Origin of the sequence: Nocardia otitidiscaviarum NBRC 14405 (genome assembly GCF_000308635.1) — a bacterium.
Classification (GTDB): Bacteria; Actinomycetota; Actinomycetes; order Mycobacteriales; family Mycobacteriaceae; genus Nocardia; species Nocardia otitidiscaviarum.
Map to the genome: position 1 here is coordinate 86525 of NZ_BAGD01000050.1, position 24766 is coordinate 111290.

Below are 24766 nucleotides of genomic sequence, written 5' to 3' on the forward strand. Positions count from 1 at the left end.
TTCAGTTGTGCTGGACGGCTGCGGCACAATGTGGGGCATGTCTGAAGTGCAGCCGGTCGCAGTGGATCGAGATGTCGTCGACTTCGCGATCATCGGGAAGTGGATGGATGAGCAGGGCTTGCCCGGCGGGGAATTCGAGGATGTGCGACCGCTCGGCGGCGGCACCCAGAACATCATGCTGCGCTTCCGTCGCGGCGACCGCGACTATGTGCTGCGGCGCGGTCCCAAGCATCTGCGAGCGGCCAGCAATTCCGTCATCAATCGCGAATCGCGCATTCTCGGCGCGCTCGACGGCACCGGTATCCGCGCACCCCGGGTGATCGCCGCCTGCCCCGACGACTCCGTGCTCGGTGCGTCCTTTTACCTCATGGAGCCGGTCGTCGGCTTCAACCCGCAGAATGAACTGCCCGAGCTGCACGCGGGTGATCCCGAGGTGCGGCGGCAGATGGGTCTGTCGGCGGTGGAGGCCATTGCCCGCCTCGGCTCCCTCGACCATGAGGCGCTCGGGCTGAGCGACTACGGCAAGCCGGAGGGCTTCCTGGAACGTCAGGTGCCGCGCTGGCTGAAGGAGCTCGACTCCTACAGCGCCAATGCGGGCTACCCGGGGCCGGAGATCCCGGGCGTGGAGCGCGTCGGGGACTGGCTCGACCGCAACCGTCCCGCTCGGTGGCGGCCCGGCATCCTGCACGGCGACTGCCACCTCGCCAATATGATGTTCTCCTTCGATGGTCCCGAGGTGGTGGCCATGGTCGACTGGGAGATGTCCACCATCGGCGACCCGCTGCTGGACCTGGGCTGGCAGATCGCCACCCGCCCCGAACCCGGCACCACGGGCGCGGCCCTGGTCGGCAGCCTGGGCGCGGTCGGCGGCCTCCCCACGCCGGAGGAGATGACCGCCCACTACGGCCGGTTCTCCGACCGCGACCTGAGCGATGTCACCTGGTACACGGTGCTGGCCTGCTTCAAGCTCGGCATCGTGCTGGAGGGCACCCACGCCCGCGCCTTCGCTGGGAAGGCGCCCAAACAGGTCGGCGATTTCCTGCACGCCATCACCCTGGAGCTGTTCGAGAAGGCGCACCGGCTGATGGAGTGACCGGCACTGTCGGAATCTTGCCGAGGGGTGGCAGGAAATTGGTGGCCGAAAAACTTTTGCCAGGATAAGTTTTCGGCATGCCGATCGTTCCCGATACCAAGGACTGGACCTGGGTCCTCGAACGCGCCTGCGTCGACTGTGGATTCGACCCCGCCGCCACCCCCTACGAGGCCGTTCCGGGCCTGGTGCGGGCGAGCGCCGTCCGCATCGCCGCGGCGCTCGAACGCCCGGACGTCCGGGTCCGCCCGGACGAATCGACCTGGTCCACCCTGGAATACGCCGCCCATGTGCGCGACGTGTGCCGCATCATGACCCACCGCCTCGGCATCACACTGGCGGCGGCCGCCGTCCCCGGCCCGGTCATCTCCGGTTACGATCCGAGCGTCACCGTCGACGCGGGCGTTCCGATGTTCGCCAACTGGGATCAGGACATCACCGCCGAGGCCGACGATTACGCGGCCCAGAGTCCCGCCGCCGTCGCCGCCGAACTCGGCGCCGCCGCCGAATCAGCGGCCCGCGCCTACGAATCCGTGCCCGCCGACCAGCGCGCGCGGGTGGCCCGCCGCAGCAACGGCTCCCAGTTCACCGTCGACACCCTGGGCCGCTACTTCCTGCACGACCTGGTCCACCACGTCCACGACGTGCGCGCCTGAGCCGGAATCAGGCGACGCAGGCCCGCAGCGCCGTGCGCAGATTGCGGGCGCGCGCGTCGTCGAGCACCGCCAGGCCGAGCCGGTTCATGGCGTAGCCGAAGCCGAGACCCGTTGCCGGATCGGCGAAACCGAATGAGCCGCCGAGGCCGGTGGTGCCGTAGGCGCGCTTGTCGGTGCCGAAACGGAAAGCGCCGCAAGATTTCCGGAAGCCGAGGTGGTAGCGGCTGCGGGTGAGCAGGATCAGGTCGTCGGCCGGTACGTCGTCGGCGGTGTCGGCGGCGCCGAGCCGGTCGATGAGGTCCTGGTCGATCGGGAGCTCTCCGGTGCGGGCCGCCGCCGCACCGTAGACGCGGGCCAGCGAGCGGGCGGTGCCGACACCGCTGGAACCGGGCAGTTCCTTGGACAGGAACTCCCGGCGGGCCGCGCGCTCCGGAGCGCCGGTGCGGGGGCTGCTCAGCGCCCGATACGACAGGCCGCGCTGCACCGCCAGCTGTATGCCGATGCGCACCGGCAGATCGCGTTCGTAGCGCAGCACGTCCAGGCCCCGGGTACCCGACAGCGTCGCGATGCCGTCCATCGACACCTGCTCGGGCAGCCCGATGTGGAAGTCCAGACCCAGTGGCGCGGCGAAGTCCTCGGCGAACACCTTGCCCAGGGTGCGCCCCCGCGGATCCACCCGGCGGATCAGCTCCGTCTGGTAGAGCCCGGCCGTGATCGGGTGGTAGCCGTGCCGGGTTCCGGGCCGCCACAACGGTTTCTGCTCCGCCAGGATCTCGGCCAGCCGATCGAGGTCGTCCAGCTCCCGCAGCCGCACCGTGCGGTCCAGCGCCGCCAGCCCGGCCTGGTGGTCGATCAGCTGCCGGACGGTGATGGACTCCTTGCCGTGCGCGGCGAACTCCGGCCAGTACTCGGCCACCGGCGTCTCGTAGTCGAGCCATCCCCGCGAGACCGCCGCGGCGACGACGAAGGCCGCCATGCCCTTGGTGGAGGAGAACACCGGGGCCATGGTGTCGCGCTCCCACGGCACCGAGCGCCGGCGATCCCGATGCCCCGCCCACAGATCCACCACCGGTCGGTCACCGGCGTACACGGCCACCGCCGCCCCGATCTCGCCGTGCCGGGTGAAGTTGCGCCGAAAGGCGTCGGCGACGGGGCCGAAGCCGGTGTCCACCTCGCCGTGGATCTGGGGAATCTCACTCATGGTGCAACCGATGGTAACCGGCCGGTTATCACCGGGTAGCGTGGCCGCACGTGCCCGGACTCAGTCGATTCACCGCATCGTTGCTGCGCACCAAACCCGTCGAACAGCTGGCCGCCGACGGCGAGCACTCTCAGCTGCGGCGCAGCCTCGGGCTGATCTCGCTCATCGCGCTGTCGGTCGGCGCGACACTGGGCACCGGCATCTTCGTCGTCTTGGGGGAGGCCGCACCGCTGGCGGGACCGGCCGTAGTGGTGTCCTTCGCGCTCGCCGCGCTGGCGGCGCTGTTCTCGGCGCTGTCGTATGCGGAGCTGGCCGGTGCGGTGCCGGTCTCGGGTTCGGCCTACTCCTACACCTACGCCACCCTCGGCGAGATCGTCGCCTGGGTGTGCGGCTGGTGCCTGCTGCTGGAGTACGGCGTCTCGGTGGCGGCCGTCGCGGTCGGCTGGGGTGCGTATCTGAACGAATTCCTCGCGGGCACCATCGGCTGGCGCATTCCCGACGCGCTGGCCGCCGCGCCCAGCGAGGGTGGGATCGTGAACCTGCCCGCCGCGGTCGTGGTGTTGATCGCCACCGCCGTGTTGTTGGACGGCATCAAGGAGAGCGCCCGCGTCACCACCTTCACCACACTGCTCAAGATCGCCGTGCTGGTCTTCTTCGTGGTCGTCGCGGTCACGGCCTTCGACTCCGGCAATCTCGCGCCCTTCGCCCCGGCCGGGATCGCGGGCATCACCTCGGCGGCGTCCATGGTGTTCTTCTCCTTCATCGGTTTCGACGCCGCCTCCACCGCCGGTGAGGAGGCCAAGAATCCGCAGCGGGATCTGCCGCGCGCCATCGTGATCTCACTCGGCATCGTCACCGTGGTGTACGTGCTGGTGGCGCTGACCGCGGTCGGCGCGGTCGGAGTGGACGAGGTGAGCGGTTCGGGGGCCTCGCTGGCCACCGTGCTGGAGCGGGTGACCGGTGCGGGCTGGCCCGCGACCGTGCTGGCGGCCGGTGCGGTGATCGCCATCGCCTCGGTGGTGCTGACCGTGCTCTACGGGCAGACCCGCATCCTGGTCTCCATGTCCCGCGACGGGCTCATGCCGCGGGTGCTGTCGCGGGTCGGCGGCAAGCGGGTGCCGACCCTCAATATCCTCATCGTCGGCGGCGTGGTGTCGGTGCTGGCCGCACTGGTTCCGCTCGGAGAACTGGTGAACGCCACCAATATCGGCACCCTGGTCTCCTTCGGCTTGGTCAACATCGGCGTGCTGGTGCTGCGCCGCACCAAGCCCGACCTGCCTCGCACCTTCCGGACCCTGGTGCCGCTGGTCCCGGTTCTCGGCATCGGCATGTGCGCCTGGCTGCTGCTGCGCCTGCCCGGCGTCACCTGGCTGGCGTTCACCCTGTGGACCGCCTTCGGCCTGTTCGTCTACTTCGGCTACGGCCGCCGCCGCTCCCGGCTGACGGTCGCTGCCACCCACGACCCGACCGTCGCGCGGCCGTAGTCGCGACGACAATCTGAGGCGCGCAGACGAGAATCTCAGGCGCGCACCGGGATCCGGTGCCGCACGAAGTCGAGTACGGCACTGTGCCAGGCATCGGGCCGCTCCACCATCAGCACATGCCCGGCGGGCACTTCGAGGTACTCGGCTCCGGGAATCTCGGCGGCCAACCGGCGTGCGCCCGCCGGATCGATCAGCAGATCGTCGCGCGCGCCGATGGACAGTGTCGGCACCCGGACGCGGGGGAGGTCGGCGGTGGTGTCCACCCGCGTCACCAGGTCCGCCTGGGCGGCGGTGCCTCCCGGTACCCGCGCGGCGGTCTGCTCGAGCACGGCCGAGAGCTGCTCGGGGGAGAGGGAATTGACGAAGTCGGCGGCGAATCCGCCCAGCAGCGCGATCCGCGCGAAGGCGTCTGTATCCCCGGCCGCCAGGGTCTGCCGCCACTGGTGCATGGTGAGCACCGCCCGATGGTCGGCGCGGGCGAATCCGGCGGCCAGCACCAGCCCGCGCACCCGCTCCGGATGCCGTATCGCCGCTCGCACGGCCACCGCGGTCCCGAGCGAATAGGCGATGATCGCGAACTCCTCGGCTCCGGCCTCGACGGCCGCGGCGACCAGTGCGTCGGCCAGCGCGTCGAGTTCCAACGGGGTGTCGTCGTCCGGGTAGTCCGACCCGATGACCATGTGGTCGGTCGCGAGCAAGGGGATCAGTGATCCGAAATTGGCCTCGATGCCGCCGCTGGCACCGTGCGCGAGCACGATGGCGGGTCCGGAGCCGGTCACGGTGGTGGTGAGTGGAATCGTCGTCATGGCGGCGACGTTAGGGATTGACATGGATGTGAGGGTCAAGCCCCGGTGCTCGGGAACACAGCGCTCGGGAACACAGCACTCGGAACCACCGCGCCGCACCCACGGCGGGCCGACGTGCTGATCGGTGAACTGTCGCGCGCCACCGGCGTGAGTCCCCGGCTGCTGCGCTACTACGAGGAGCAGGGGCTGCTGGTCGCCCGCCGGGACGCCAACGGTTACCGCGTCTACCCCGAGACCGCCGTCGCCCGGGTGGCGCGTATTCGCGAACTCCTCGACGCGGGCCTGAACACCGCCGCCATCCACGCCCTGCTGCCCTGCGTCACCGAGACCGGCTTCGCCCACTGCGACCACTCCCGCGCGGTCATCCGCGACGGCCTCGCTCGCCTCGACGACGAGATCGCCACCCTCGCACGCCGGCGTTCCCTGCTGGCCCGACACCACGACGCGGCGCACGATCGACACTGAATCCGCACCCGTGCGCCCCCGCGCCGGTGTGGAACTCGTAGGCTCGAGGGGTGCGAGCGCTGGAACAGATTCGACAGTGGCCGGTCCGGCATGCGGCCGCGGGTGTGGTCGTGAACGGCAAGGGGGTGGTGGACCGGGAAGGGGATGCGGATCGGGTGTTCGCGCTCGCTTCGGTGACCAAACCGCTTGTGGCGTACGCGGTTCTGGTGGGGGTGGAGGAGGGGGCCGTCGAACTCGATCAGCCCGCCGGGCCGGAGGGGTCGACGGTGCGGCATCTGCTGGCGCACACCTCGGGGTATGCGTTCGACACCACGCAGGTGGTGGCGCAGCCGGGGGCGCGGCGGATCTATTCGAGCGCGGGGTTCGAGGTGCTGGCCGAATTCGTGGCCGAACAGTCCGGGATTGCGTTCGACCGCTACCTGCACGAGGCGGTCTTCGAGCCGCTGGGTATGCGCTCGTCGGTGCTGGCCGGTGCGGCCGGGCATGCCGCACGGTCCTCGGTAGCAGATCTGCTGCGCTTCGCTGAGGAATTGCTGAACCCGCGTCTGGTAAGTGCGGAATTGCTCGGCGAAGCAAACACAGTGCAATTCCCGGATCGCAATGGGATTCTTCCCGGCTACGGCTCGCAGCGTCCCAACGACTGGGGGCTCGGGTTCGAAATCCGCGACCACAAGGCCCCGCACTGGACCGGAGGCGCGAATTCGCCTCGTACCTATGGGCATTTCGGGCAGTCGGGCACGTTCCTGTGGGTCGATCCGGCTATCGGTATGGCGTGTCTCGCGCTGGCGGATGAGAATTTCGGTGACTGGGCCCGTGCGGCGTGGCCGACCCTCAGTGATGCCGTCATCGCCGAGTTCGGCTAGGCGTCGCGCGGGTCTGCCTGGTTGCCGCATCGGACACGCGCGGACTCGCGACACGTCGGATAAGTAACACCCGTAACACCGGGCACTCCAGTAAACTCGGGCAACGCCGGCTCGGAGGGTCGTTGGGGAAGACGTCCCCGTCGAAGCCGGAGGTGTTAGTGGTGCGCGCATCGAGTCAGTTCGCCGACGCGACGTCGGGTGTCGTCTACATCCACTCGTCGCCGGCCGCGCTGTGCCCGCACATCGAATGGACGCTCACCTCCACCCTCAAGGCTCCCGCCAAACTGCGCTGGACGGCGCAGCCCGCGGCCGACGGGCAATTGCGGGCGACCATCGACTGGTACGGACCGGTCGGCACCGCCAGTAGATTAGCCAGGGCATTGCGGGATTGGCCGGTACTCTATTTCGAGGTCACCGAGAACCCCAGTGAGGGCGTCGACGGCGAACGCTACTGCTTCGTTCCCGGCCTCGGCCTCTGGAACGGCGCGACGTCCGCCAGCGGCGATGTGGTGGTCGGCGAGATGCGCCTGCGCGCCATTGTCGAACAGGCCCGCGGCGCGGGTCGCCACACCGCCGCCGACATCGCCGCCGATATCGACCGCGCGCTCGGCACCGCCTGGGACGACGCGCTCGAGCCCTTCCGCCTCGGCGGTGAGGGCGCGGAGGTCACCTGGCTGCGCCGCGATGTCGGCTGAACGCCTGCTGCTGGACGCTCGATAGGGAGCAGTTCGAGAGAGAGGAGTGCGTATGCGAGGCGTCGGAGCATCGGCGCTGGCCGGTCTGGCCGTCGCCCTGGTCGCGGTGACGGGCTGCGGTGACGATTCCACCTCGGAGTCGTCCGTCACGAGTTCGACAACAACCTCCGCCACGTCGACCAGGCCCGCCACCCCGCTGCCCGGCGAACCCGTACAGTGCGGAACCGGCCCCTGGGGCCTGTCGGTCGTCGTCTACACCACCAAGGGTCCGGACTTCTGCGCCATGGCCCTCGAGGTAGTGAACGAGTATGCGGCACAACGCGATTCCCAGCCCGAAGGGGATATCGCCGTCACCGTCGACAATATCCGCTGGGTCTGCGCCGAACGGCAGGGCGATCCCAATCCGTACCAGGAGTGCGGCAGCCAGAACGAGTCCGCCGACCAGATCCACCTCTACTCGTAGACGACGGCCGCGTGTCGTCCGTCACACAGCCGCAAATCAATCGACGGTCTGATCGCAAAGTCGATGCGCAAGGCTCGACTGTCTATGCGGACACGATTCATACAATGGGCCATTCCATCCCGACGGACGGTGCGGACATCGCCGACGAGCGGGCGACCGCGCGGCCGCCTGCGCCCGATCCTGGCTCTCACCGCCGCGGCGCTGCTCGCCGTCACGGGCTGCGGTGTCGGCGGCGACGACGCGGCCGCCACCACCTACGCCGATGCCAAGTCCTCCGGCCGCATCAAGGTCGGATTCGCCAACGAGGCCCCCTGGGCCTACCTCGACGAGAACGGTGAGCTGACCGGCTACGCGCCGACCGTCGCCCGCGCCGTGCTGAAGAGGCTCGGCATCGACGAGGTCGAGGGCGTGGTCACCGACTTCGGCGGTCTCATCGACGGCCTGCGCGCCCAGAACTACGCTTTCGTCGCCGCCGGTATGTTCATCAACCCGGAGCGCTGCGAGAACTCCGACTTCGCCATCCCGGACTACCAGGTCGGCTCGGCCTTCATGGTGCCGGAGGGCAACCCCCGCAATATCACCCGGTTCGAGGACATCACCCGGGAGAACGTCCGCGTCGCCACCCTCGGTGGAGCGGTGGAGAACGGCTACGCCGAACAGGCCGGTGTGCCCGGCAACCTGATCGAGCCCATGGCGAAGCAGGACGACATCCTGCGTGCCGTCGACAACGGCGACGTCTACGGCGCCGCCATCCTCGACGTCACCGCCTCCTGGCTGGTGAAGAACAACCCCGGTGCGGGACTGGAGGTCACCCCGTCCTTCAACTTCAGCGACCGCCCGGACGTCGGCACCTTCAACTTCCGCCTGGACGACGACGAGTTCCGCGAGGACTTCAACCGCGAACTGCGTGCCCTGCACGAGAGCGGGGAGTGGCTGCAATTGGTGGAGCCGTACGGCCTGACCGCCGCCAATGAGCCCGATCCCGCCATGACCACCGAGTCGTACTGCACGGCCTGATAATTCCGTGTCCGACAATATCTCGATCTACCTGGAGCGGATGCTCGCCGGTCTGCCGTTAACGCTGTGGGCGACGGTCGGCGGCATCGCGCTCACCATCGTGCTGTCATTCACGGCGGGTATCGCGTTGCTCTCGCCGCGGCGCTCGGTGCGCTTCGTGACGCGGGTCTACGTGGAGGGGTTCCGCGGCAGTTCCGAGGTCGTGCAGCTGTTCTTCTTCGCGGTCGCGCTGCCCATCTTCCTCGGGGTGGCGCTCGGTGCGACGGCCGAAGGGCTGCTGTACATCGGCATCATGGTGCTCGGGCTCAACCACGGCGCCTACGGTGCCGAAATCGTGCGCGGCGCCATCCAATCCGTGCCGCGCGGGCAGATCGACGCCTCGGTGGCACTGAATCTGTCTCCGTGGCAACGCATGTGGCGGGTAGTGCTGCCGCAGGCCGTGGTCGAGATGGTGCCCTCGTTCAATACGCTGTTCATCCAACTGGTGAAGAGTACGGCCCTGCTGAGCTTCATCGCCGCACCCGAGATCTTCAAGAAGACCGATGAACTGCGCGCGGTACCGGAGTTCTCGCAGGAACTCGGCCTGATCTATGCCATCGAGCTGGTGTTCTATCTGCTGATCGCGGTGGCGGTCACGGCGATCATGCGTGTGGTGGAGATGCTGGCGGCCCGGCGAGTCGGTCGCCAGGCGACGTGGCGTGGCGTGCGGACGGTGGCGGTCTGATGGAAAAGTGGCAGTGGGACCGGTTCTTCGACGCCTTCCCCTACATTCTCGACGGCCTGAAGGTCACCATCCAGTTCACCCTGCTGGGTTCGTTGGTCGCCTACACGCTGGGGTTGCTCTTCGCCGTCATCGGCCGCCTGGGCATCCCCGTGGTCACCCAGGCGCTCTGGCTGTTCATCGAATTCGTGCGCAGCACACCGCTGCTGGTGCAGATCTTCGTGCTGTACTGGGTGGTTCGCCCGCCGTTGCTGGGCGAGCTGCCGATCGAGACCCAGCGCCTGCTGGTGGGTGTGGCCGCCCTGGGCGTGCACTACGCCTGCTACACCTCCGAGGTGTACCGCGCCGGTATCGACGCGGTGCCGCGCGCCCAATGGGAGGCGGCCACGGCGCTGAATCTGCCGCGCACCCGCACCTGGACCGATGTGGTGCTGCCGCAGGCGATTCCGCGGGTGTTGCCCGCGCTCGGCAACTACACCATCGCCATGTTCAAAGAGGTGCCGCTGCTGTCCTCTATCGTCGTGCTCGACATGGTCTATCAGGTGAAGACCGTCTACGCCGCCAACACCGGCGGTGCCGGACCGGAGGCGTGGTTCGCGGTCGGCCTCACCTTCCTCATGCTGAGCTATCCCTGCTCCCTCCTGGTACGAAAGCTGGAACGCCGTGTCGGAAGCATCTGAATCCCTAGCGTCTGAATCCGCCGTCGCCGTCGTGGGCGGCGGCTCCGAGCCCATGATCCGCTTCAACGACGTGGTGAAGCGCTACGGCGAGGTGAGGTGCCTGGAGGCGCTCGACTTCGCGGTCGCGCCGGGGGAATTCGTCACCCTCATCGGACCGTCGGGCTCCGGCAAGACGACGGTGCTGCGCCTGCTCATGACCCTGGAGCGGGTCACCTCCGGCACCATCGAGGTCGCCGGGGAACCGCTCAGCCATATGGAGCGGCGCGGGAAACTGGTGCCCGCCGACGAGAAGCATCTGCGGCACGCGCGCCGCCACATCGGCATGGTGTTCCAGCAGTTCAACCTGTTCCCGAATATGAACGTGCTGCGCAATATCACCGAGGGCCAGATCCGAAGCCTGGGCCGTTCGAAAGAGGAGGCCGAGGCGCGCGCCGTGGAGTTGCTGGGCATGGTCGGGCTGGCCGACAAGGTGAAGGCACACCCCACCCAGCTCTCCGGCGGTCAGCAGCAGCGTGTCGCCATCGCCCGCGCCCTGGCCATGGACCCCAAGGTGCTGCTGCTGGACGAGGTCACCTCCGCTCTCGACCCCGAACTGGTCACCGGCGTACTCGGCCTGCTCGCCGACATCGCCGCCGACACCGACATCACCTTCCTGTGTGTCACCCACGAAATGCGTTTCGCCCGAACCAGCTCCGACCGCGTCATGGTGCTCGACTCCGGCCGCATCATCGAGGACGGCGCGCCGGAGAAGATCTTCAGCGAGCCCGACCACCCGCGCACCCGTGAATTCCTGCACGCCGTCCTGGACCGGGAGTGAGGGAGGCTAGTCCCGCCGGGAGGCCATGGGATCCGGCTCGTCCAGCGGCGGCACTTCCTTGCCGTCCAGCACCAGGGCGAGCCGCTCGCGGTCGAGTTGCCCTTCCCAGTTGGCGACCACCAAGGTGGCGACGCAATTGCCGAGCAGGTTCACCGACACCCGCATGGAATCCATGATGCGGTCCGCGCCGAGCAGAATCGCCACGGCCGCAACGGGAATGGAGCCGTGCCCGATGGCGCTGATGGTGGCCGACAGCGCCAGGAAGGACGAGCCCGGCACCCCCGCCATCCCCTTCGAGGTCAGCATGAGCACCAGCAGCGCGGTGATCTGCTCACCCAGCGTCAGATCCACGCCGACCGCCTGCGACAGGAACAGCACGCAGATGGCCAGATACAGCGTCGCACCGTCCAGATTGAACGAATATCCGGTCGGGACAACGAGACCCGTGGTCGCCCGGGAGGCCCCGGCGTCGATGAGCTTGGTCATGATGCGGGGCAGCACCACCTCGGTGGACGCGGTGCCCAGAGCCACGAACAGCTCATCCTTGATGTAGCGCAACAGCTTCCAGAAGCTCACCCCGGCGAACACCCGGGTGATCACCGCCAGCACCAGCAGAAACAGCGCGGCAGCCCCGTAGCAGCAGGCGATCAGCTTGGCATAGCTGCCCAGTGACCGCAGCCCGTACTGCCCGATGATGTAGGCCATCGCGCCGAACGCGCCCAGCGGGGACAGCCGCATGATCCAACCGATCACGATGAACAGGATGCGGCTGACGTGGTCGATCAGCTCCAGTACCACCGGCGGCCCGTTCTCGCCGAACTTGGCCAGCGCCAACCCGAACAGCACAGCGATGAACAGCACTTGGAGCAGTTGGTTCTCCGCGAAGGCCGACACCAGCGAGGCCGGGATGATGTTGAGCAGGAATTCGACCGTATGCGGCAGCTCCCCGTCACCGGTCTTCTGCGCCACCGCCTCGGCGCCGGTGGCGAGCGTCTCCGGGTCGATGCTGAACCCCGCGCCCGGCCGCACCAGATTGCCCACCACCAGCCCGAAGATCAGCGCGAAGGTGGTGACCGCCTCGAAGTAGATCAGCGCTTTGATGCCGATGCGCCCCACCGACTTCAGATTCCCGATGTGGGCGATGCCGAGCACCACCGTGCAGAACACGATGGGCGCGATCACCATCTTGATGAGCTTGATGAATCCGTCGCCCAGCGGTTTCAGATCGGCGCCGAGATCCGGCCACAGCGCGCCGACGGTGATTCCGGCGACCACGGCCACCAGCAGCTGTACGAACAGCGAGGAGTACCAGGGCGATCGGGCGGCGGGAGCGGATTCGTCGGTTCTCTCCAGGGTTGCGGACATGCGTGCACGCTAGGGGCACCGTGTATCGGCGCCGTATCGCCGCTGTTGCCAGTTATGAAGAACATCCGACGATTTGCCCGGGGAATGCGGAACGGGGCGGCCTCGGATGAGACCGCCCCGTTCCGGGTTCGCCGTTCCGTTTACAGCGGGATGTTCTTGTTGTGCTGCGGCCGGGACGGGGCCGCGGCCAGGGCCGCCGCGATGGTCGATCGGGTCTTGGCCGGGTCGATGACCTCGTCCACCACGCCGATGGACAGCGCGCGGCCGACACCGCCGGCAATGGCCTCGTGTTCGGCGGTCAGGCGCTCGAGCAGGGCCTCGCGCTCCTCCTCGGGAGCCGCGGCGAGCGCCTTCTTGTGCAGGATGCCGACGGCGGCCTTGGCGCCCATGACCGCGACCTCGGAGCCGGGCCAGGCATAGACCGCGGTGGCGCCGAGCGAGCGGGCGTTCATGGCGATGTACGCGCCGCCGTAGATCTTGCGGGTCACCAGGGTGACGCGCGGGACGCGGGCCTCGGCGAAGGCGTGCAGCAGCTTCGCGCCGCGGCGCACCACGCCCTCCCACTCCATGCTCACGCCGGGCAGGTAGCCGGGCACATCGGTCACGACGACCATCGGAATGCCGAAGGCGTTGCACAGGCGCACGAAACGCGCTGCCTTCTCGGCGCTTTCGGAGTTGAGGCAGCCGCCCATGCGAATCGGGTTGTTGGCCAGCACGCCCACGGTGCGACCGCCGAGGCGACCCAGACCGGTGACGATGGAGCGGGCGTAACCGCCCTGCAATTCCTCGAAGGAGCTTTCGCCGTCCACATTGTCGAGCAGTTCGTGGATGAGTGGCTTGACGTCGTAGGCGCGCTTGGCCGACTCCGGCAGCATGGCCTTGAGGTCGACGTCGCCGTGCGCGGCCGCGGTCATATCGAACTCGCCCTGCTCGGCGAACATCGAGACCAGGCGGCGGGCGCGGTGCATGGCATCGGACTCGTCGTCGGCGACGATATGGCAGACGCCGGACTTCTTGCCGTGGGTGATCGGACCGCCCAGGGTCGCCATGTCCACATTCTCGCCGGTCACACTGCGGACCACATCCGGGCCGGTGACGAAGACGCGCCCTTCGGGAGCCATGATCACGATATCGGTCAGCGCGGGACCGTAGGCGGCGCCACCGGCGGCGAAGCCGAGCACCACGGAAATCTGGGGGACCTGTCCGGACGCGCGGACCATGGCCTCGAAGACCAGGCCGACCGCGTGCAGCGCCTCCACCCCTTCCGCGAGGCGGGCGCCACCCGAATGCCACAGGCCGACAACGGGAATCTTGGAGTCGATGGCGGTGTCGATCGCATCGACGATGTGTTTGCAGCCCTCGACGCCCATCGCACCGCCCATGACGGTGGCGTCCGAGCAGTAGGCCACCGTGCGCACGCCGTCGACCTCACCGATGGCGGCGAGCACGCCGGACTTGTCGCGGGGGTGCAGGGGCAGCACGGTTCCGGGATCGAAGAAGCGCTGCAACCGGCCCAGCGGATCGCGGGGATCGGTCGTGGTGGTATCCGCATGCGCGGGAGCCATGATGGTCATCGCGAACTCCTGTGAAAGGAAGCGCGGTCGCTGAGAGCGGCTGCGAATGTCGAAGTCCCGGCGGTGGTTTCGGCGGCGGGATCTCTTGCCGAGACCCCGCCGGGACCGCTTGGCTAACGACCGGTGTCGTCAGTACCGGCCGAAGGCGAGCGCGACATTGTGCCCACCGAAACCGAACGAGTTGTTGATCGCGTACTCGATGTCCTGACGGCGAGCCTCGCCCTTCACGACATCCAGGTCGATCTCCGGATCCTGGTTCTCCAGGTTCAGCGTCGGGGGGACGATGCCGTCCCGGATGCTGAGGACCGTGAGCACCGACTCGAGCGCGCCCACGGCGCCGATCGAGTGGCCCAGGGCGGACTTGGGTGCGTACACCGAGGCGTGCTGGACGCCCGCCTTGTGAATCGCCTTGGCCTCCGCGGTGTCACCGATAGGGGTGGCGGTCGCGTGGGCGTTGACATGGGTGATGTCCTGTGCGGACAGACCGGCGGTCTGCATGGCACGCTGCATCGCACGCGCCGCACCGGAACCTTCCGGATCCGGGGCGACCAGGTGGAAGCCGTCGGAGGTGATACCCGCGCCCAGCAGTCGGGCGTGGATGGTGGCTCCACGAGCCTTGGCGTGCTCCTCGGTCTCGATGACCATGAGCGCACCGGCCTCACCGAAGACGAAACCGTCGCGTTCGGAGTCGAACGGACGCGAGGCACCCTTCGGGTCGTCGTTGCGGGTCGACATGGCCCGCATCATCGAGAAGGCGGCGATCGGCACCGAGTCGATGAAGCCCTCGACACCACCGGTGACGACCATGTCGGCATCACCCATGACGATCATGCGCCACGCGTTCGCGATGGCCTCCGAACCCGACGAACACGCCGAGACCGGAGTGACCACTCCTGCCCTGGCCTGGAGTTCGAGACCGACGACGGCGGACGGGCCGTTCGGCATGACCATCTGAACGGCCAGCGGCGAGATCTTGCGATAGCCGCCGTTCTTCAGCTTGTCCACCGAATCGATCAGCGCGTCACCGCCGCCGAGACCGGTACCGATGGCCACACCCAGCCGCAGCGGGTCGACCTCGGGGGAACCGGCGTTCTTCCACACCTCGCGACCGAGTACGGTCGCCAGCCGCTCGACATACGCCATCCGGCGAATCTCGACCCGGCTGAGCAGGGTGTCCGGCGAAACCTTCAGGTGGCCGCCGATGCGGACCGGAAGGTCGTACTCGGCGACGAAATCGTCCTCGAGGACATCGATGCCGCTTTCGCCGTTGAGCAGGCCCTTCCAGGTCGCATCAACGTCGCCTGCGATCGATGTGGTCGCCGCCATGCTGGTGACGACGACGTTGGGGAAATTCCCGTTCCGGGTGGAAGGAGTGGTCACGATGTCGGCCTTTACTCGCTACCGAACTTCGCCTTGAGCTCCGCGGCCGCTTCGCTGTTCTCGGCCTCGAGCTTCTGGATGTAAGCCACGGCGTCGCCGACGGTCTTCAGGCTGGCCAGATCCTCGTCCGGGATCTTGACGCCGTACTTGTCCTCGGTCTGCACCGCGATCTCGACCATCGACAGGGAGTCGATGTCCAGGTCATCGACGAAGGACTTCTCGATCGTCACCTCGGAGGGCTCGATACCGGTCACCTCTTCGATGATCTTGCCGAGCTCTTCGACGATCTGTTCCTGGGTCAGAGCGGCCACTTCGTGGCTCCCTTCGTGATTCTTGTTGTGGGATTGGTGGTGTTCTTCCGGTTTGCGGCTGTACACCGATGTCGCCGTTGACGATCGGGCCGGAGGCCGCAGGCCAAGCTAGTCCTTGGTCGTGAGTTCGGCCAGCGCGGGGAGGTCGGCCGGGGTTTTGAGCGCCAGATTCGGCGTACCCTTCAGCTCCCGCTTGGCGATACCCACCAGGGTGCCCGCGGGCGGCAGCTCCGCTACCGCGGATACACCGCTCGCGCGCACGGTTTCGTTACACAGGTCCCACCGCACGGGTCGGGTGACCTGGGCGGCGAGCTTGTCGATCGCGTCCTGACCGGAGGCGACCGGTTTGCCGTCGAAGTTCGACAGCAGCACCCGGGTCGGTTCACCCGGGGTGATCGTGGAAATGGCCTTCGTCACGGCGTCCTGGGCCGGAGCCATGAACGCGGTGTGGAAGGCGCCCGCCACGGGCAGCGCGCGAATCCGGGCCTTCTCCGGGGGATTCGCCGCGAGTTCCGCGAGGGCGTCCAACCGGCCCGCCGCCACGATCTGGCCCACCGCGTTGCGGTTGGCCGGAACGAGGTCCAGCTCGTCGAGCCGGGCGAGCACGGCGGCTTCGTCACCGCCGAGCACCGCCGACATGCCGGTCGGTTCGAGTGCGCAAGCTTTGGCCATCTCCGCACCGCGGATGGCGGCCAGGGCCACCGCGTCATCGGCGGAGATGACTCCGGCGACGGCAGCGGCGGCGAGTTCGCCGACCGAATGACCGGCGACGATCGTATCCGCGGGAAGCGAGTCCTGCGGGATTTCCGCGAAAGCCAACAGGGCGGCCGCGACGACCAACGGCTGAGTCACCGCCGTATCGGTGATCTCCTCGGCGGTCGCCGTGGTGCCCAATCGCAGCAGGTCCAGCCCCGAGGCTTTCGACCACAGCTCGATGCGGTCGGCCGCACCGGGCAGTTCGAGCCACGGGGAGAGCATGCCGGGTGTCTGAGAGCCCTGTCCTGGGGCGAACAACGCGATCACGCCTCTAAGAGAACACTGTGAGGCGGGTCTCCAGAGATGTCGGCGCGAATGAAGCTTGGCGGGTGCTTTTGTGTGGACTCTACAAAAGCGCAAGTGAGTTGTCCGGATCGCCCGATTCCCGGATCGCGTTACATCCCATCTTTCGGATCTGTGACGGGAGTCGCTTCTGAGGCTGAAGTAGGCGATTCGTTACGGGTTCGTGTCAGCCGACCTATGGTGGCGGCGATCCGGAGCACATAGGCGTCCCGCGGATTCATCGGATCCCGTCCCGTGATATCGGCGATTCGCTTCAACCGATAGCGGACGGTATTTGGATGAACGTACAGCTGGCGGGCGCAGGTCTCGACGGCTCCACCGCAGTCCAGGTAGGCGTCCAAGGTGTCGGACAGCGCTGCCCCGGCGGCGGCCAACGGTAGCACAAGACTCTCGTTCAGGGCGTCCACGGCGGCCCGATCGCCGAGCAGTGCCCGTTCCGGCAGGAGTTCGGACGCGTGCACCGGGCGTGGCGCACCCCGCCAGCCCACCACGGCCTCCATACCGGCCATCGCCTCCACCGCGCTCACATGCGCCGCGGACAGGGTGCGCGTGGTCGGTCCGATCACCACCGGGCCCTCGGAGAACACCTCGGTGAGCAGGTCCGCCAGGAACGGCGAGGGATACATGGTGTCGCCCAGATGTCCGCTCACCACCATCACCAGCCGCGAACCCTGCACCACGGCCAGCGCCGCGCGACCGTGCCGGGCGGCGATGCCGTGCACCGAACCCACCACGGTCATCTGGTCGTTCGGGGGCGTGCCCACCAGCACCGTGGCGGGCGCGGTGGCGTCCCAGTTCAATGTGGCCGCGCGCGAGAGCATTTCGGGCCCGGTATCGCCGCGCACCACGGCGTCGACCACCAGGGCCTCCAGCCGGGTGTCCCACGCGCCCCGCGATTCCGCGGCGCTGGCGTACACCGAGGCGGCCGCGAAACCGAGCTCACGCCCGTATCGCAGCACCGCCTCGGTGAGCGCCACCAGCTGCCGGTCGTTGCGCGCCAGCGCGGGCAGCCACTGTTCGAAGAACTCCATGGCCACCCGGACCATGTCGACGGTCTGGCGCAGCGTGAGCCGCCGCGCCAGATCGTCCGGGATGACCTGGAAAGCGTCCAGACTGAACCGGATATCGCTTTCCGGGTCCTGTAGCCATTCGAGGAAGTTCACCACCGCCGTCTGCACCAGCATCTGCACCCCGGCCCGCTGGGCGGCGTCCAGATTGGCGAAGAACGGCAGCCGATCCTGCATGGACGCCACGGCCTCGGTCGAGAGTCGACCGGAGAACTGCTTCACCCGCTTGAGGAGCGTGTCCGGGAGCGGGTCGCGGGTCTGCCGATTCGGGGAGAGCGCGCCGGTGGGTAGATACACCTCGTGGGAGGAGGTGCTCTCGGAAATCCGGCGCGGCCTCGGCGGTTTACGTTCCACGATGCCTATCGTCCGTTATGCGTCGCCGCCCTCGGTACCCGGTGCCGCCTTCGGCGCGGCGTTCACGTCGTCGATGCGGTAGCGCGCGGCCGCCTCGGCGACCTTGCCCGCATCGATCTTCCCGGCCTTCGCCAGCCCCGACAGCGCTGCCACCACGATCGACTGCGCGTCCACGTTGAATACGCGGCGCGCGGCCGGGCGGGTGTCGGAGAAGCCGAAACCGTCGGTGCCGAGGGTGATGTAATCGCCCGGAACCCACTGGCGGATCTGATCCGGCACCGCCCGCATCCAGTCCGAGGCGGCCACGAACGGGCCCTCGGCCTGCGACAGCACCTTGGTCACATAGGGCACGGTCGGCTCGGCGGTCGGGTTGTGCAGCTTGGCGATCTCGCCTGCGAGCGCCTCCTTGCGGAGTTCACCCCACGAGGTCACCGACCACACGTCGGCCTGTACGCCCCACTCCTCCGCCAGGATCTCCTGGGCGCGCAGGCCGTCGGGCATGGTCACACCCGCCACCAGGATCTGCGCGCGAACATCACCCGCACCGCCCTTCTTGTAGAGGTAGATGCCCTTGAGCAGGCCCTCCACATCCAGGTCGTCGGGCTCCGCGGGCTGCGACTGCGGCTCGTTGTACAGGGTGATGTAGTAGAAGATGTCCTCGCCGCCGAACTCGTGGTGGCGCGAGTGCGTCTCCGGGTCGGTGCCCGGCAGCGCCTCCTGGTAGCCCGAGGAGACACCGCCGCCGTACATGCGGCGCAGGCCGTCGCGCACGATGTGGGCGATCTCGTAGGCGAAGGCGGGGTCGTACGGCACGCAGGCCGGGTTGGTGGACGCCAGCAGCAGCGAGTGACCGTCGTTGTGCTGTAGTCCCTCACCGGTCAGCGTGGTCCGCCCGGCGGTCGCCCCGAGGACGAATCCGCGCGCCATCTGGTCCGCCGCCGCCCACAGGCCGTCGCCGGTGCGCTGGAATCCGAACATCGAGTAGAAGATGTAGAGCGGGATCATCGGCTCGCCCTGGGTGGCGTACGAGGTGCCCACCGCCGTGAACGACGAGGTCGAACCGGCCTCGTTGATGCCCTCGTGCAGGATCTGCCCGACGCTCGACTCCTTGTAGGCGAGCATCAGTTCCGCGTCGACCGACGTGTACAGCTGGCCGTTGCGGTTGTAGATCTTCAACGACGGGAACCACGAGTCCATACCGAAGGTGCGGGCCTCGTCGGGAATGATCGGCACGATCCGCTTGCCGATCTCCTTGTCGCGCAGCAGTTCCTTCATCAGGCGCACGAAAGCCATGGTGGTGGCCACGTTCTGCTTGCCGGAGCCCTTGCGGATGGAGCGGTACGGCTCATCGCCCGGCAGCTGCAGCGGCTTGGCCTTGGTGCGGCGCTCGGGCACGAAACCGCCGAGGGAGTTGCGGCGGTCCATCATGTACTGGATGGCCGGATCGTCCTGGCCGGGGTGGTAGTACGGCGGCAGGTACGGGTTGGCCTCGAGTTCGGCGTCGGTGATCGGAATGCGCTGCACGTCGCGGAACGCCTTCAGATCGTCCAGGGTCATCTTCTTCATCTGGTGCGTGGCGTTGCGCGCCTCGAAGTGCTTGCCCAGACCGTAGCCCTTGATGGTCTTGGCCAGGATGACCGTCGGCTGCCCCTTGTGGGCCATGGCCGCCGCATAGGCCGCGTAGATCTTGCGGTAGTCGTGGCCGCCGCGCTTGAGGTTCCAGATATCGCTGTCGGACAGCCCCTTCACCAGCTCCTTGGTGCGCGGATCGCGCCCGAAGAAGTGCTCGCGCACGTACGCGCCGTCATTGGCCTTGTAGGTCTGGTAGTCGCCGTCGGGCGTGGAGTTCATCAGGTTCACCAGCGCGCCGTCGCGGTCGGCCTGGAGCAGGGAGTCCCACTCGCGGCCCCACACGACCTTGATGACGTTCCAGCCGGCGCCGCGGAAGAACGACTCCAGCTCCTGAATGATCTTGCCGTTGCCGCGCACCGGGCCGTCCAGGCGCTGCAGGTTGCAGTTGATCACGAAGGTCAGGTTGTCCAGGCCCTCGTTGGCCGCCACCTGGATGAGGCCGCGCGATTCCGGCTCGTCCATCTCGCCGTCGCCCAGGAACGCCCACACGTGCTGATCGGAGGTGTCCTTGATACCGCGGTCGTTCAGGTAGTGGTTGAACCGCGCCTGGTAGATGGCGTTCATCGGGCCCAGGCCCATGGACACCGTGGGGAATTCCCAGAAGTCCGGCATGAGCCGCGGATGCGGGTACGACGACAGGCCGCGGCCCGGGCCGCCGTGCGAGTACTCCTGGCGGAAGCCGTCGAGCTGATCCTCGGACAGCCGTCCCTCGAGGTAGGCGCGGGCGTAGATGCCGGGGGAGGCGTGCCCCTGGATGAACACCTGGTCGCCGCCGCCGGGATGGTCCTTGCCGCGGAAGAAGTGGTTGAAGCCGACTTCGTAGAGCGCGGCGGAGGAGGCGTAGGTCGAGATATGGCCGCCGACACCGATTCCGGGCCGCTGCGCGCGGTGCACCATGACGGCCGCGTTCCAGCGGATCCAGGCCCGGTAGCGGCGTTCGACCTCTTCGTCGCCGGGGAACCAGGGCTCGTTCTCGGTGGGGATGGTGTTGACGTAGTCGGTGGAGGTCAGTGCGGGAATCGCGACACGGCGTTCACCGGCGCGTTCGAGCAGCCGCAGCATCAGGTAGCGCGCCCGGCCAGGTCCTTCGCGCTCGAGCATCTCGTCGAAGGACTCGAGCCATTCGCTGGTCTCTTCCGGATCGATGTCCGGCAGGTATGACGCCACCCCCTCGCGGATCACTCGGACCCGGCCCCCCGCCGGGCGATTGCGTGCCGGCCCGTTTGTAGGACTCGACGAAGAAATGGGGTGCATCAGGTCGGTCAAGACATTTGCTCCTCGTACATGGGGTGGGACAAGCGTGGCGTCATTACCCCGGGTGACCGCTGGTCGGCGGGTACCCGTTCACGATGGTTTCTAGGGCGCATCTCACATCCTCGTGCACGATGCGTCCTGGATCATCATGTCAGCCGGAAATCCAGTACGGTTCGGTAGGGAACCGTCATGGCAGTCGAACCGGGAGGATCGATGAAGCTGCTGAACCCGCGGGGGTTCGGTCTGGTCTGTGCGAGCCTGGCGGTAACCGCTGGTCTAGCGGTCGCGGGATGTGCCGATCGCATCGAGGGCACACCGACGGCCAACGAGGCCCAGGTTACGTCGTATCGCGCTGAGGCGTCGTCGAGTTCGGCGGCGGCCACCTCGTCGCGCCGGGCGGCCGCACAGGCCAAGGCGATCGCCGACAACTGCGATCCGTTCCGGGACACCACCGGTCCCGCGGTGACGCGCTACAACGAGTTCGTCGATGCCCATGACGCAAATGCGCCGGACTACGCGGCCAAACGAGACACCGCCGCGAACACGATCGAGGATGCCGCGCGGACCGTCGAGACGCGCGTGCAGGAGGCGGGCGAGGCGCTGCCCCCGGACCTCGCGCAGAAGCTCACCGATTACGTGAACGCTGCTCGAGAGCTTGCCGCCCAGGCCCGCGTCATGACCTACACCTCCCCGGTCGCGGCGCTCAACGACGCCAGCAAGAAGGTCAACGACGCCCTCAACGCGGTCCGCGACGCCTGCCCGGCCCGATAACACTCGCGACAATTTCCTCGGCGATTTCGGCCGATCGGCTTGCGCTGAGGCTCTTAACCATGTTCGCTTGCAACTACCTATTGTCGGGACTCGAGGAGGACACCACCGTGGTCGCCGCGGCGGACGCGCAGAATTACGCTCAGAAGCTTGGCATCTCGCACGGCATGGTGGTACAGGAACTGGGCTGGGACGAAGATACCGACGACACGCTGCGGAACTCGATCGAGGAGACCATCGGTTCGGAGCTCCTCGACGAGGACACCGACGAGGTGGTCGAGGTCGTGCTGCTCTGGTGGCGGGACGGTGACGGAGACCTGGTCGACGAACTGCTCAATGTGATCACCCCCCTGGCCGACGACGGCATCGTCTGGGTGCTCACCCCCAAGACCGGCCAGCCCGGCCACGTCGATCCCAGTGAGATCGCCGAGTCCGCACCGTCTGCGGGCCTGAATTCGACCACCCCGGTCAGCCTGGGTAGTTGGACCGGCACCAAGCTGACCCAACCCAAGACGCCCTCGAAGCAGCGCTGATCCCTGCCTTCGCTAAGGTTTTCGATCGGGCGGGCGACCGTGCCCGCCCGCCGTAAGCCCGAATCCGATGGAGGTTCACCGTATGCCGCTAGAGGTCGGTACGCTCGCCCCGGACTTCACCCTGAAGGACCAGAACAACCAGGAAGTCACCCTGTCGAGCTACCGAGGCGAGAAGAACGTCCTCATCGTCTTCTACCCTCTCGCCTTCACCGGCATCTGCCAGGGCGAACTCTGCAAGGTCCGCGACGAACTGCCGAAGTTCCAGAACGACAACGCCGAAATCCTCGCCATCTCGGTAGGCCCCCCGCCCACCCACAAGATCTGGGCCGCCGAGCAAGGCTACACCTTCCCCCTCCTCTCCGACTTCTGGCCCCACGGCGCCGTAGCCCAGTCCTACGGCGTCTTCAACGAGAAGTCCGGCTACCCCAACCGCGGCACCTTCGTCGTAGACAAGGACGGCATCATCCAATTCTCCGAAATGAACGGCCCCGGAGAGCCCCGTGACCAGGCAGCTTGGGAGAAAGCGCTCGCCGCGCTAGATTCATAAACCGTCGCGCCGGTCCACCGGCGCCCCGAGGGCGTATAGCTCAGTGGTAGAGCACTGGTTTTACACACCAGCGGTCGGGGGTTCGAACCCCTCTGCGCCCACCCTCGAAAACCCAGGCCATGCCTGGGTTTCGTGTATCAGCTTCGATCTAGTGCTCGATTCGTGTTGGCATACGTGTAGCAGCAGTTGCTAGCTATGCAATAGCCGATGGGGCTGCCCTGGACGTCGGGGGTGATCGGGACCAGAGACAGAGTGAGTGGCGGGGCCACACGCCTAGACGCCATCTGAACGAAAACGCGGATGCTCTGGTTCGATAAGCATGGTAAAACCACCAGGTGACCTTGCCATACTCCAAGTCACAGATCGAAAAGCTCGGGCAGTGGCTGTTAACTGTCGGTGGGCCGACGCCCGCTGACCTCACGATGCTGCAGGATCTGCTCCTCTGCTACGGCGAAGTTCTCGGAGCTGTCGTCGATCGAGTGCAGGTGGAACTGGGATGGACGCCAACGAGCCGAGTGAAGAACACTGGCACCATCCTCGAGAAGTTGGAACGGCATGGTGAACCGTCACGGATAAGGGACCGGCTTCGGATTCAGACCAGCGCCGGTCGGCGTGGCGATTGTTGAGAGTAGTACGCGGCTTCGTATTCGGCCGGACTGAGGTAGCCCAGCCGCGAGTGCAGGCGGGCGTTGTTGTACCAGTCGGCCCATTCCATGAGCGCGAACTCGACCTCGGTGAGCGTCTTGAACGGGCCGTGCCGATTCGCGACCTCGGTCTTGAACAACCCGATGATCGATTCAGCCAGAGCGTTGTCGTAGGCATCACCGACCGAGCCTATCGACGCTGAGAGTCCTTGCATAGCAAGTGATTCAGTGAACTTCACCGACGTGTATTGCGACCCGGCATCGCTGTGGTGGATCAGTCCGGGCTCGATCGGATGCCCGTAATGATCACGCCGCCACACGGCCATGTTGAGGGCCTTGGACACCAGCGACGTCGTTTTCGTCGCGGCGGTGGTCCAGCCGACGATGGCACGGGAGTAGGCGTCGAACACGAACGCCACATACGCCCATCCGGTCCAGGTCGACACGTAGGTGAAATCGGCGACCCAGATTCGGTACGGCGGCGGTGAAGTCGTGATTGAGCTTGTCACCGGCGCGGATCCCGTCCTTGGCCGGGATCGTGGTACGCAGCTTGCGGCCGCGCACGATCCCGTTCATGCCGAGCTCGCGCATGACCCTGTCCACAGTGCAGAACGCGACGTCGTGGCCGTGGCGGCGCAGGTAGCGGGTCATTTTCCTGCGGCCATACATTTCCTCGGGCTTGCCCTTCAGATCGCGTAATGCGTTCTCCAGGTGCGCATCTGCGATATCACGCATTGCCGCCGGTCGGCGTCGGGCCTTGCGATAGGTCCGCAGCGCGATCTGGATTCCGTGCGCCGAGAGCGCACGGCAGATCGACTCGACACCGAAGACCTGACGGTATTCGTCGATGAACCCGACGATCAACGGTGTCGCGGGTCGAGTTCCCGCGCGAAAAAGCCGAGGCAGCTTTCAGAATGTCGTTGGCCTGCTTGAGATCTCGGACCTCTTTACGCAGCCGCGTCAGCTCCTCACGCTCGGCCGCCGACAACCCCGCACCGGCCTTGCCGGCCGGCGAGGCACCTTGGGCGAGCGCCTTCTTCACCCACACCCGCAACGTCTCGTAATGTACGTCCACCAACGTGCCGATCGCGCGGGCGGCGGCATACGGGGACTCGAACTCATCGAGACGCTCCAAGACCAGACGGACGGCCTGCTCGCGAACCCCGGGCGGGTAACGCTTCGTCATGATGGGAACCATCTTCCACTAGGAAGAAGCGGCCCCCAACCCGTGACGGTTCAACATCTTGTCGCGACAGATTCTCAACACATCAGACTTTCACTGTCTGGGAGTCGTGTGTCAGCTCGGCCGGTGTTCAACAC

General features: G+C 67.2%; 23 protein-coding genes, 1 tRNA gene, 1 pseudogene and 1 other annotated feature. Of the genes and pseudogenes, 15 read left to right on the forward strand and 10 right to left on the reverse strand.

Annotated features, from left to right (window positions below; genetic code table 11):
• Positions 1-28: 28 nt before the first annotated feature.
• Together ON31_RS09415 and ON31_RS09420 are read left to right on the forward strand one after the other, a co-directional pair.
• Positions 29-1093, forward strand: a complete 1065-nt coding sequence (locus ON31_RS09415; RefSeq protein ID WP_081592330.1) for a phosphotransferase family protein — start codon at positions 29-31, stop codon at positions 1091-1093.
• Between the two features lie 77 nt (positions 1094-1170).
• Positions 1171-1746 (forward strand): DinB family protein, encoded by a 576-nt coding sequence (locus ON31_RS09420; protein ID WP_039811637.1) that lies wholly within the window; start codon positions 1171-1173, stop codon positions 1744-1746.
• Positions 1747-1753: 7 nt separating this feature from the next.
• Here ON31_RS09420 and ON31_RS09425 read toward each other — a convergent pair whose 3' ends face one another.
• On the reverse strand, positions 1754-2947 hold the full coding sequence (locus ON31_RS09425) for a serine hydrolase domain-containing protein (protein ID WP_039811640.1): 1194 nt from the start codon (positions 2945-2947) through the stop codon (positions 1754-1756).
• Positions 2948-2997: 50 nt separating this feature from the next.
• Here ON31_RS09425 and ON31_RS09430 point away from each other — a divergent pair, with 50 nt between their 5' ends.
• Positions 2998-4431, forward strand: a complete 1434-nt coding sequence (locus ON31_RS09430; protein WP_051037027.1) for an amino acid permease — start codon at positions 2998-3000, stop codon at positions 4429-4431.
• Positions 4432-4466: 35 nt separating this feature from the next.
• Here ON31_RS09430 and ON31_RS09435 read toward each other — a convergent pair whose 3' ends face one another.
• Positions 4467-5237: an alpha/beta fold hydrolase gene (locus ON31_RS09435; RefSeq protein ID WP_039811643.1), complete on the reverse strand. Its 771-nt coding sequence runs from the start codon at positions 5235-5237 to the stop codon at positions 4467-4469.
• Positions 5238-5351: 114 nt separating this feature from the next.
• Between ON31_RS09435 and ON31_RS09440 the strand changes: the two genes are divergently transcribed.
• From ON31_RS09440 to ehuA, 8 genes are all read left to right on the forward strand, one after another.
• Positions 5352-5702 (forward strand): MerR family transcriptional regulator, encoded by a 351-nt coding sequence (locus ON31_RS09440; RefSeq protein ID WP_039811645.1) that lies wholly within the window; start codon positions 5352-5354, stop codon positions 5700-5702.
• 50 nt (positions 5703-5752) lie between these two features.
• Positions 5753-6565, forward strand: a complete 813-nt coding sequence (locus ON31_RS09445) for a serine hydrolase domain-containing protein (protein WP_039811648.1) — start codon at positions 5753-5755, stop codon at positions 6563-6565.
• Between the two features lie 161 nt (positions 6566-6726).
• Entirely contained in the window at positions 6727-7260 is a 534-nt protein-coding gene (locus tag ON31_RS09450) for a DUF3145 domain-containing protein (RefSeq protein ID WP_029932687.1), read from the forward strand.
• Positions 7261-7312: 52 nt separating this feature from the next.
• A complete protein-coding gene (locus ON31_RS09455; RefSeq protein WP_039811650.1) occupies positions 7313-7723 on the forward strand; it encodes a hypothetical protein in 411 nt (136 codons plus the stop codon).
• 129 nt (positions 7724-7852) lie between these two features.
• Positions 7853-8740, forward strand: coding sequence for an ectoine/hydroxyectoine ABC transporter substrate-binding protein EhuB (gene ehuB / locus ON31_RS09460; protein ID WP_051037028.1), 888 nt, complete (start codon positions 7853-7855; stop codon positions 8738-8740).
• 7 nt (positions 8741-8747) lie between these two features.
• Entirely contained in the window at positions 8748-9464 is a 717-nt protein-coding gene (locus ON31_RS09465; protein WP_039811652.1) for an amino acid ABC transporter permease, read from the forward strand.
• Positions 9464-10141, forward strand: coding sequence for an ectoine/hydroxyectoine ABC transporter permease subunit EhuD (ehuD, locus tag ON31_RS09470; RefSeq protein ID WP_039811721.1), 678 nt, complete (start codon positions 9464-9466; stop codon positions 10139-10141). The genes ON31_RS09465 and ehuD overlap by 1 nt, the downstream gene beginning before the upstream one ends.
• Before the next feature lie 52 nt (positions 10142-10193).
• Complete coding sequence (gene ehuA, locus ON31_RS09475) at positions 10194-10958, forward strand: ectoine/hydroxyectoine ABC transporter ATP-binding protein EhuA (RefSeq protein ID WP_039811724.1); 765 nt, start codon at positions 10194-10196, stop codon at positions 10956-10958.
• Between the two features lie 6 nt (positions 10959-10964).
• On the opposite strand, the gene dctA is transcribed toward ehuA, so the two are convergent.
• The 7 genes from dctA to aceE form a co-directional block, all read right to left on the reverse strand.
• The gene (gene dctA / locus ON31_RS09480; RefSeq protein WP_039811654.1) at positions 10965-12323 is read right to left on the reverse strand and encodes a C4-dicarboxylate transporter DctA; all 1359 of its coding nucleotides are present in this window, start codon (positions 12321-12323) and stop codon (positions 10965-10967) included.
• A 140-nt stretch (positions 12324-12463) separates the two neighbouring features.
• Complete coding sequence (locus tag ON31_RS09485) at positions 12464-13897, reverse strand: acyl-CoA carboxylase subunit beta (RefSeq protein ID WP_039811656.1); 1434 nt, start codon at positions 13895-13897, stop codon at positions 12464-12466.
• A gap of 129 nt (positions 13898-14026) precedes the next feature.
• Positions 14027-15277 (reverse strand): KasA/KasB family beta-ketoacyl-ACP synthase, encoded by a 1251-nt coding sequence (locus tag ON31_RS09490; RefSeq protein ID WP_039811658.1) that lies wholly within the window; start codon positions 15275-15277, stop codon positions 14027-14029.
• A gap of 11 nt (positions 15278-15288) precedes the next feature.
• Entirely contained in the window at positions 15289-15588 is a 300-nt protein-coding gene (gene acpM / locus ON31_RS09495) for a meromycolate extension acyl carrier protein AcpM (protein ID WP_029932678.1), read from the reverse strand.
• 108 nt (positions 15589-15696) lie between these two features.
• Positions 15697-16611, reverse strand: coding sequence for an ACP S-malonyltransferase (locus ON31_RS09500; protein WP_029932677.1), 915 nt, complete (start codon positions 16609-16611; stop codon positions 15697-15699).
• A 128-nt stretch (positions 16612-16739) separates the two neighbouring features.
• Positions 16740-18038, reverse strand: coding sequence for a PucR family transcriptional regulator (locus ON31_RS09505; RefSeq protein WP_370450475.1), 1299 nt, complete (start codon positions 18036-18038; stop codon positions 16740-16742).
• A gap of 45 nt (positions 18039-18083) precedes the next feature.
• On the reverse strand, positions 18084-20954 hold the full coding sequence (gene aceE / locus ON31_RS09510; protein WP_081592322.1) for a pyruvate dehydrogenase (acetyl-transferring), homodimeric type: 2871 nt from the start codon (positions 20952-20954) through the stop codon (positions 18084-18086).
• Between the two features lie 213 nt (positions 20955-21167).
• Here aceE and ON31_RS09515 point away from each other — a divergent pair, with 213 nt between their 5' ends.
• From ON31_RS09515 to ON31_RS09530, 4 genes are all read left to right on the forward strand, one after another.
• Positions 21168-21725, forward strand: coding sequence for an Rv2240c family protein (locus ON31_RS09515; RefSeq protein WP_039811663.1), 558 nt, complete (start codon positions 21168-21170; stop codon positions 21723-21725).
• A 107-nt stretch (positions 21726-21832) separates the two neighbouring features.
• The gene (locus ON31_RS09520) at positions 21833-22255 is read left to right on the forward strand and encodes a DUF3052 domain-containing protein (RefSeq protein WP_029932673.1); all 423 of its coding nucleotides are present in this window, start codon (positions 21833-21835) and stop codon (positions 22253-22255) included.
• An 82-nt stretch (positions 22256-22337) separates the two neighbouring features.
• Complete coding sequence (locus ON31_RS09525) at positions 22338-22802, forward strand: peroxiredoxin (protein ID WP_029932672.1); 465 nt, start codon at positions 22338-22340, stop codon at positions 22800-22802.
• Between the two features lie 29 nt (positions 22803-22831).
• Positions 22832-22903 (forward strand) — tRNA-Val (locus tag ON31_RS09530).
• 491 nt (positions 22904-23394) lie between these two features.
• Here ON31_RS09530 and ON31_RS09535 read toward each other — a convergent pair.
• Positions 23395-24632: pseudogene (locus tag ON31_RS09535) on the reverse strand (IS3 family transposase).
• Positions 24218-24346: a sequence feature (AL1L pseudoknot), on the reverse strand. Its footprint overlaps the pseudogene before it by 129 nt.
• Positions 24633-24766: the final 134 nt, after the last annotated feature.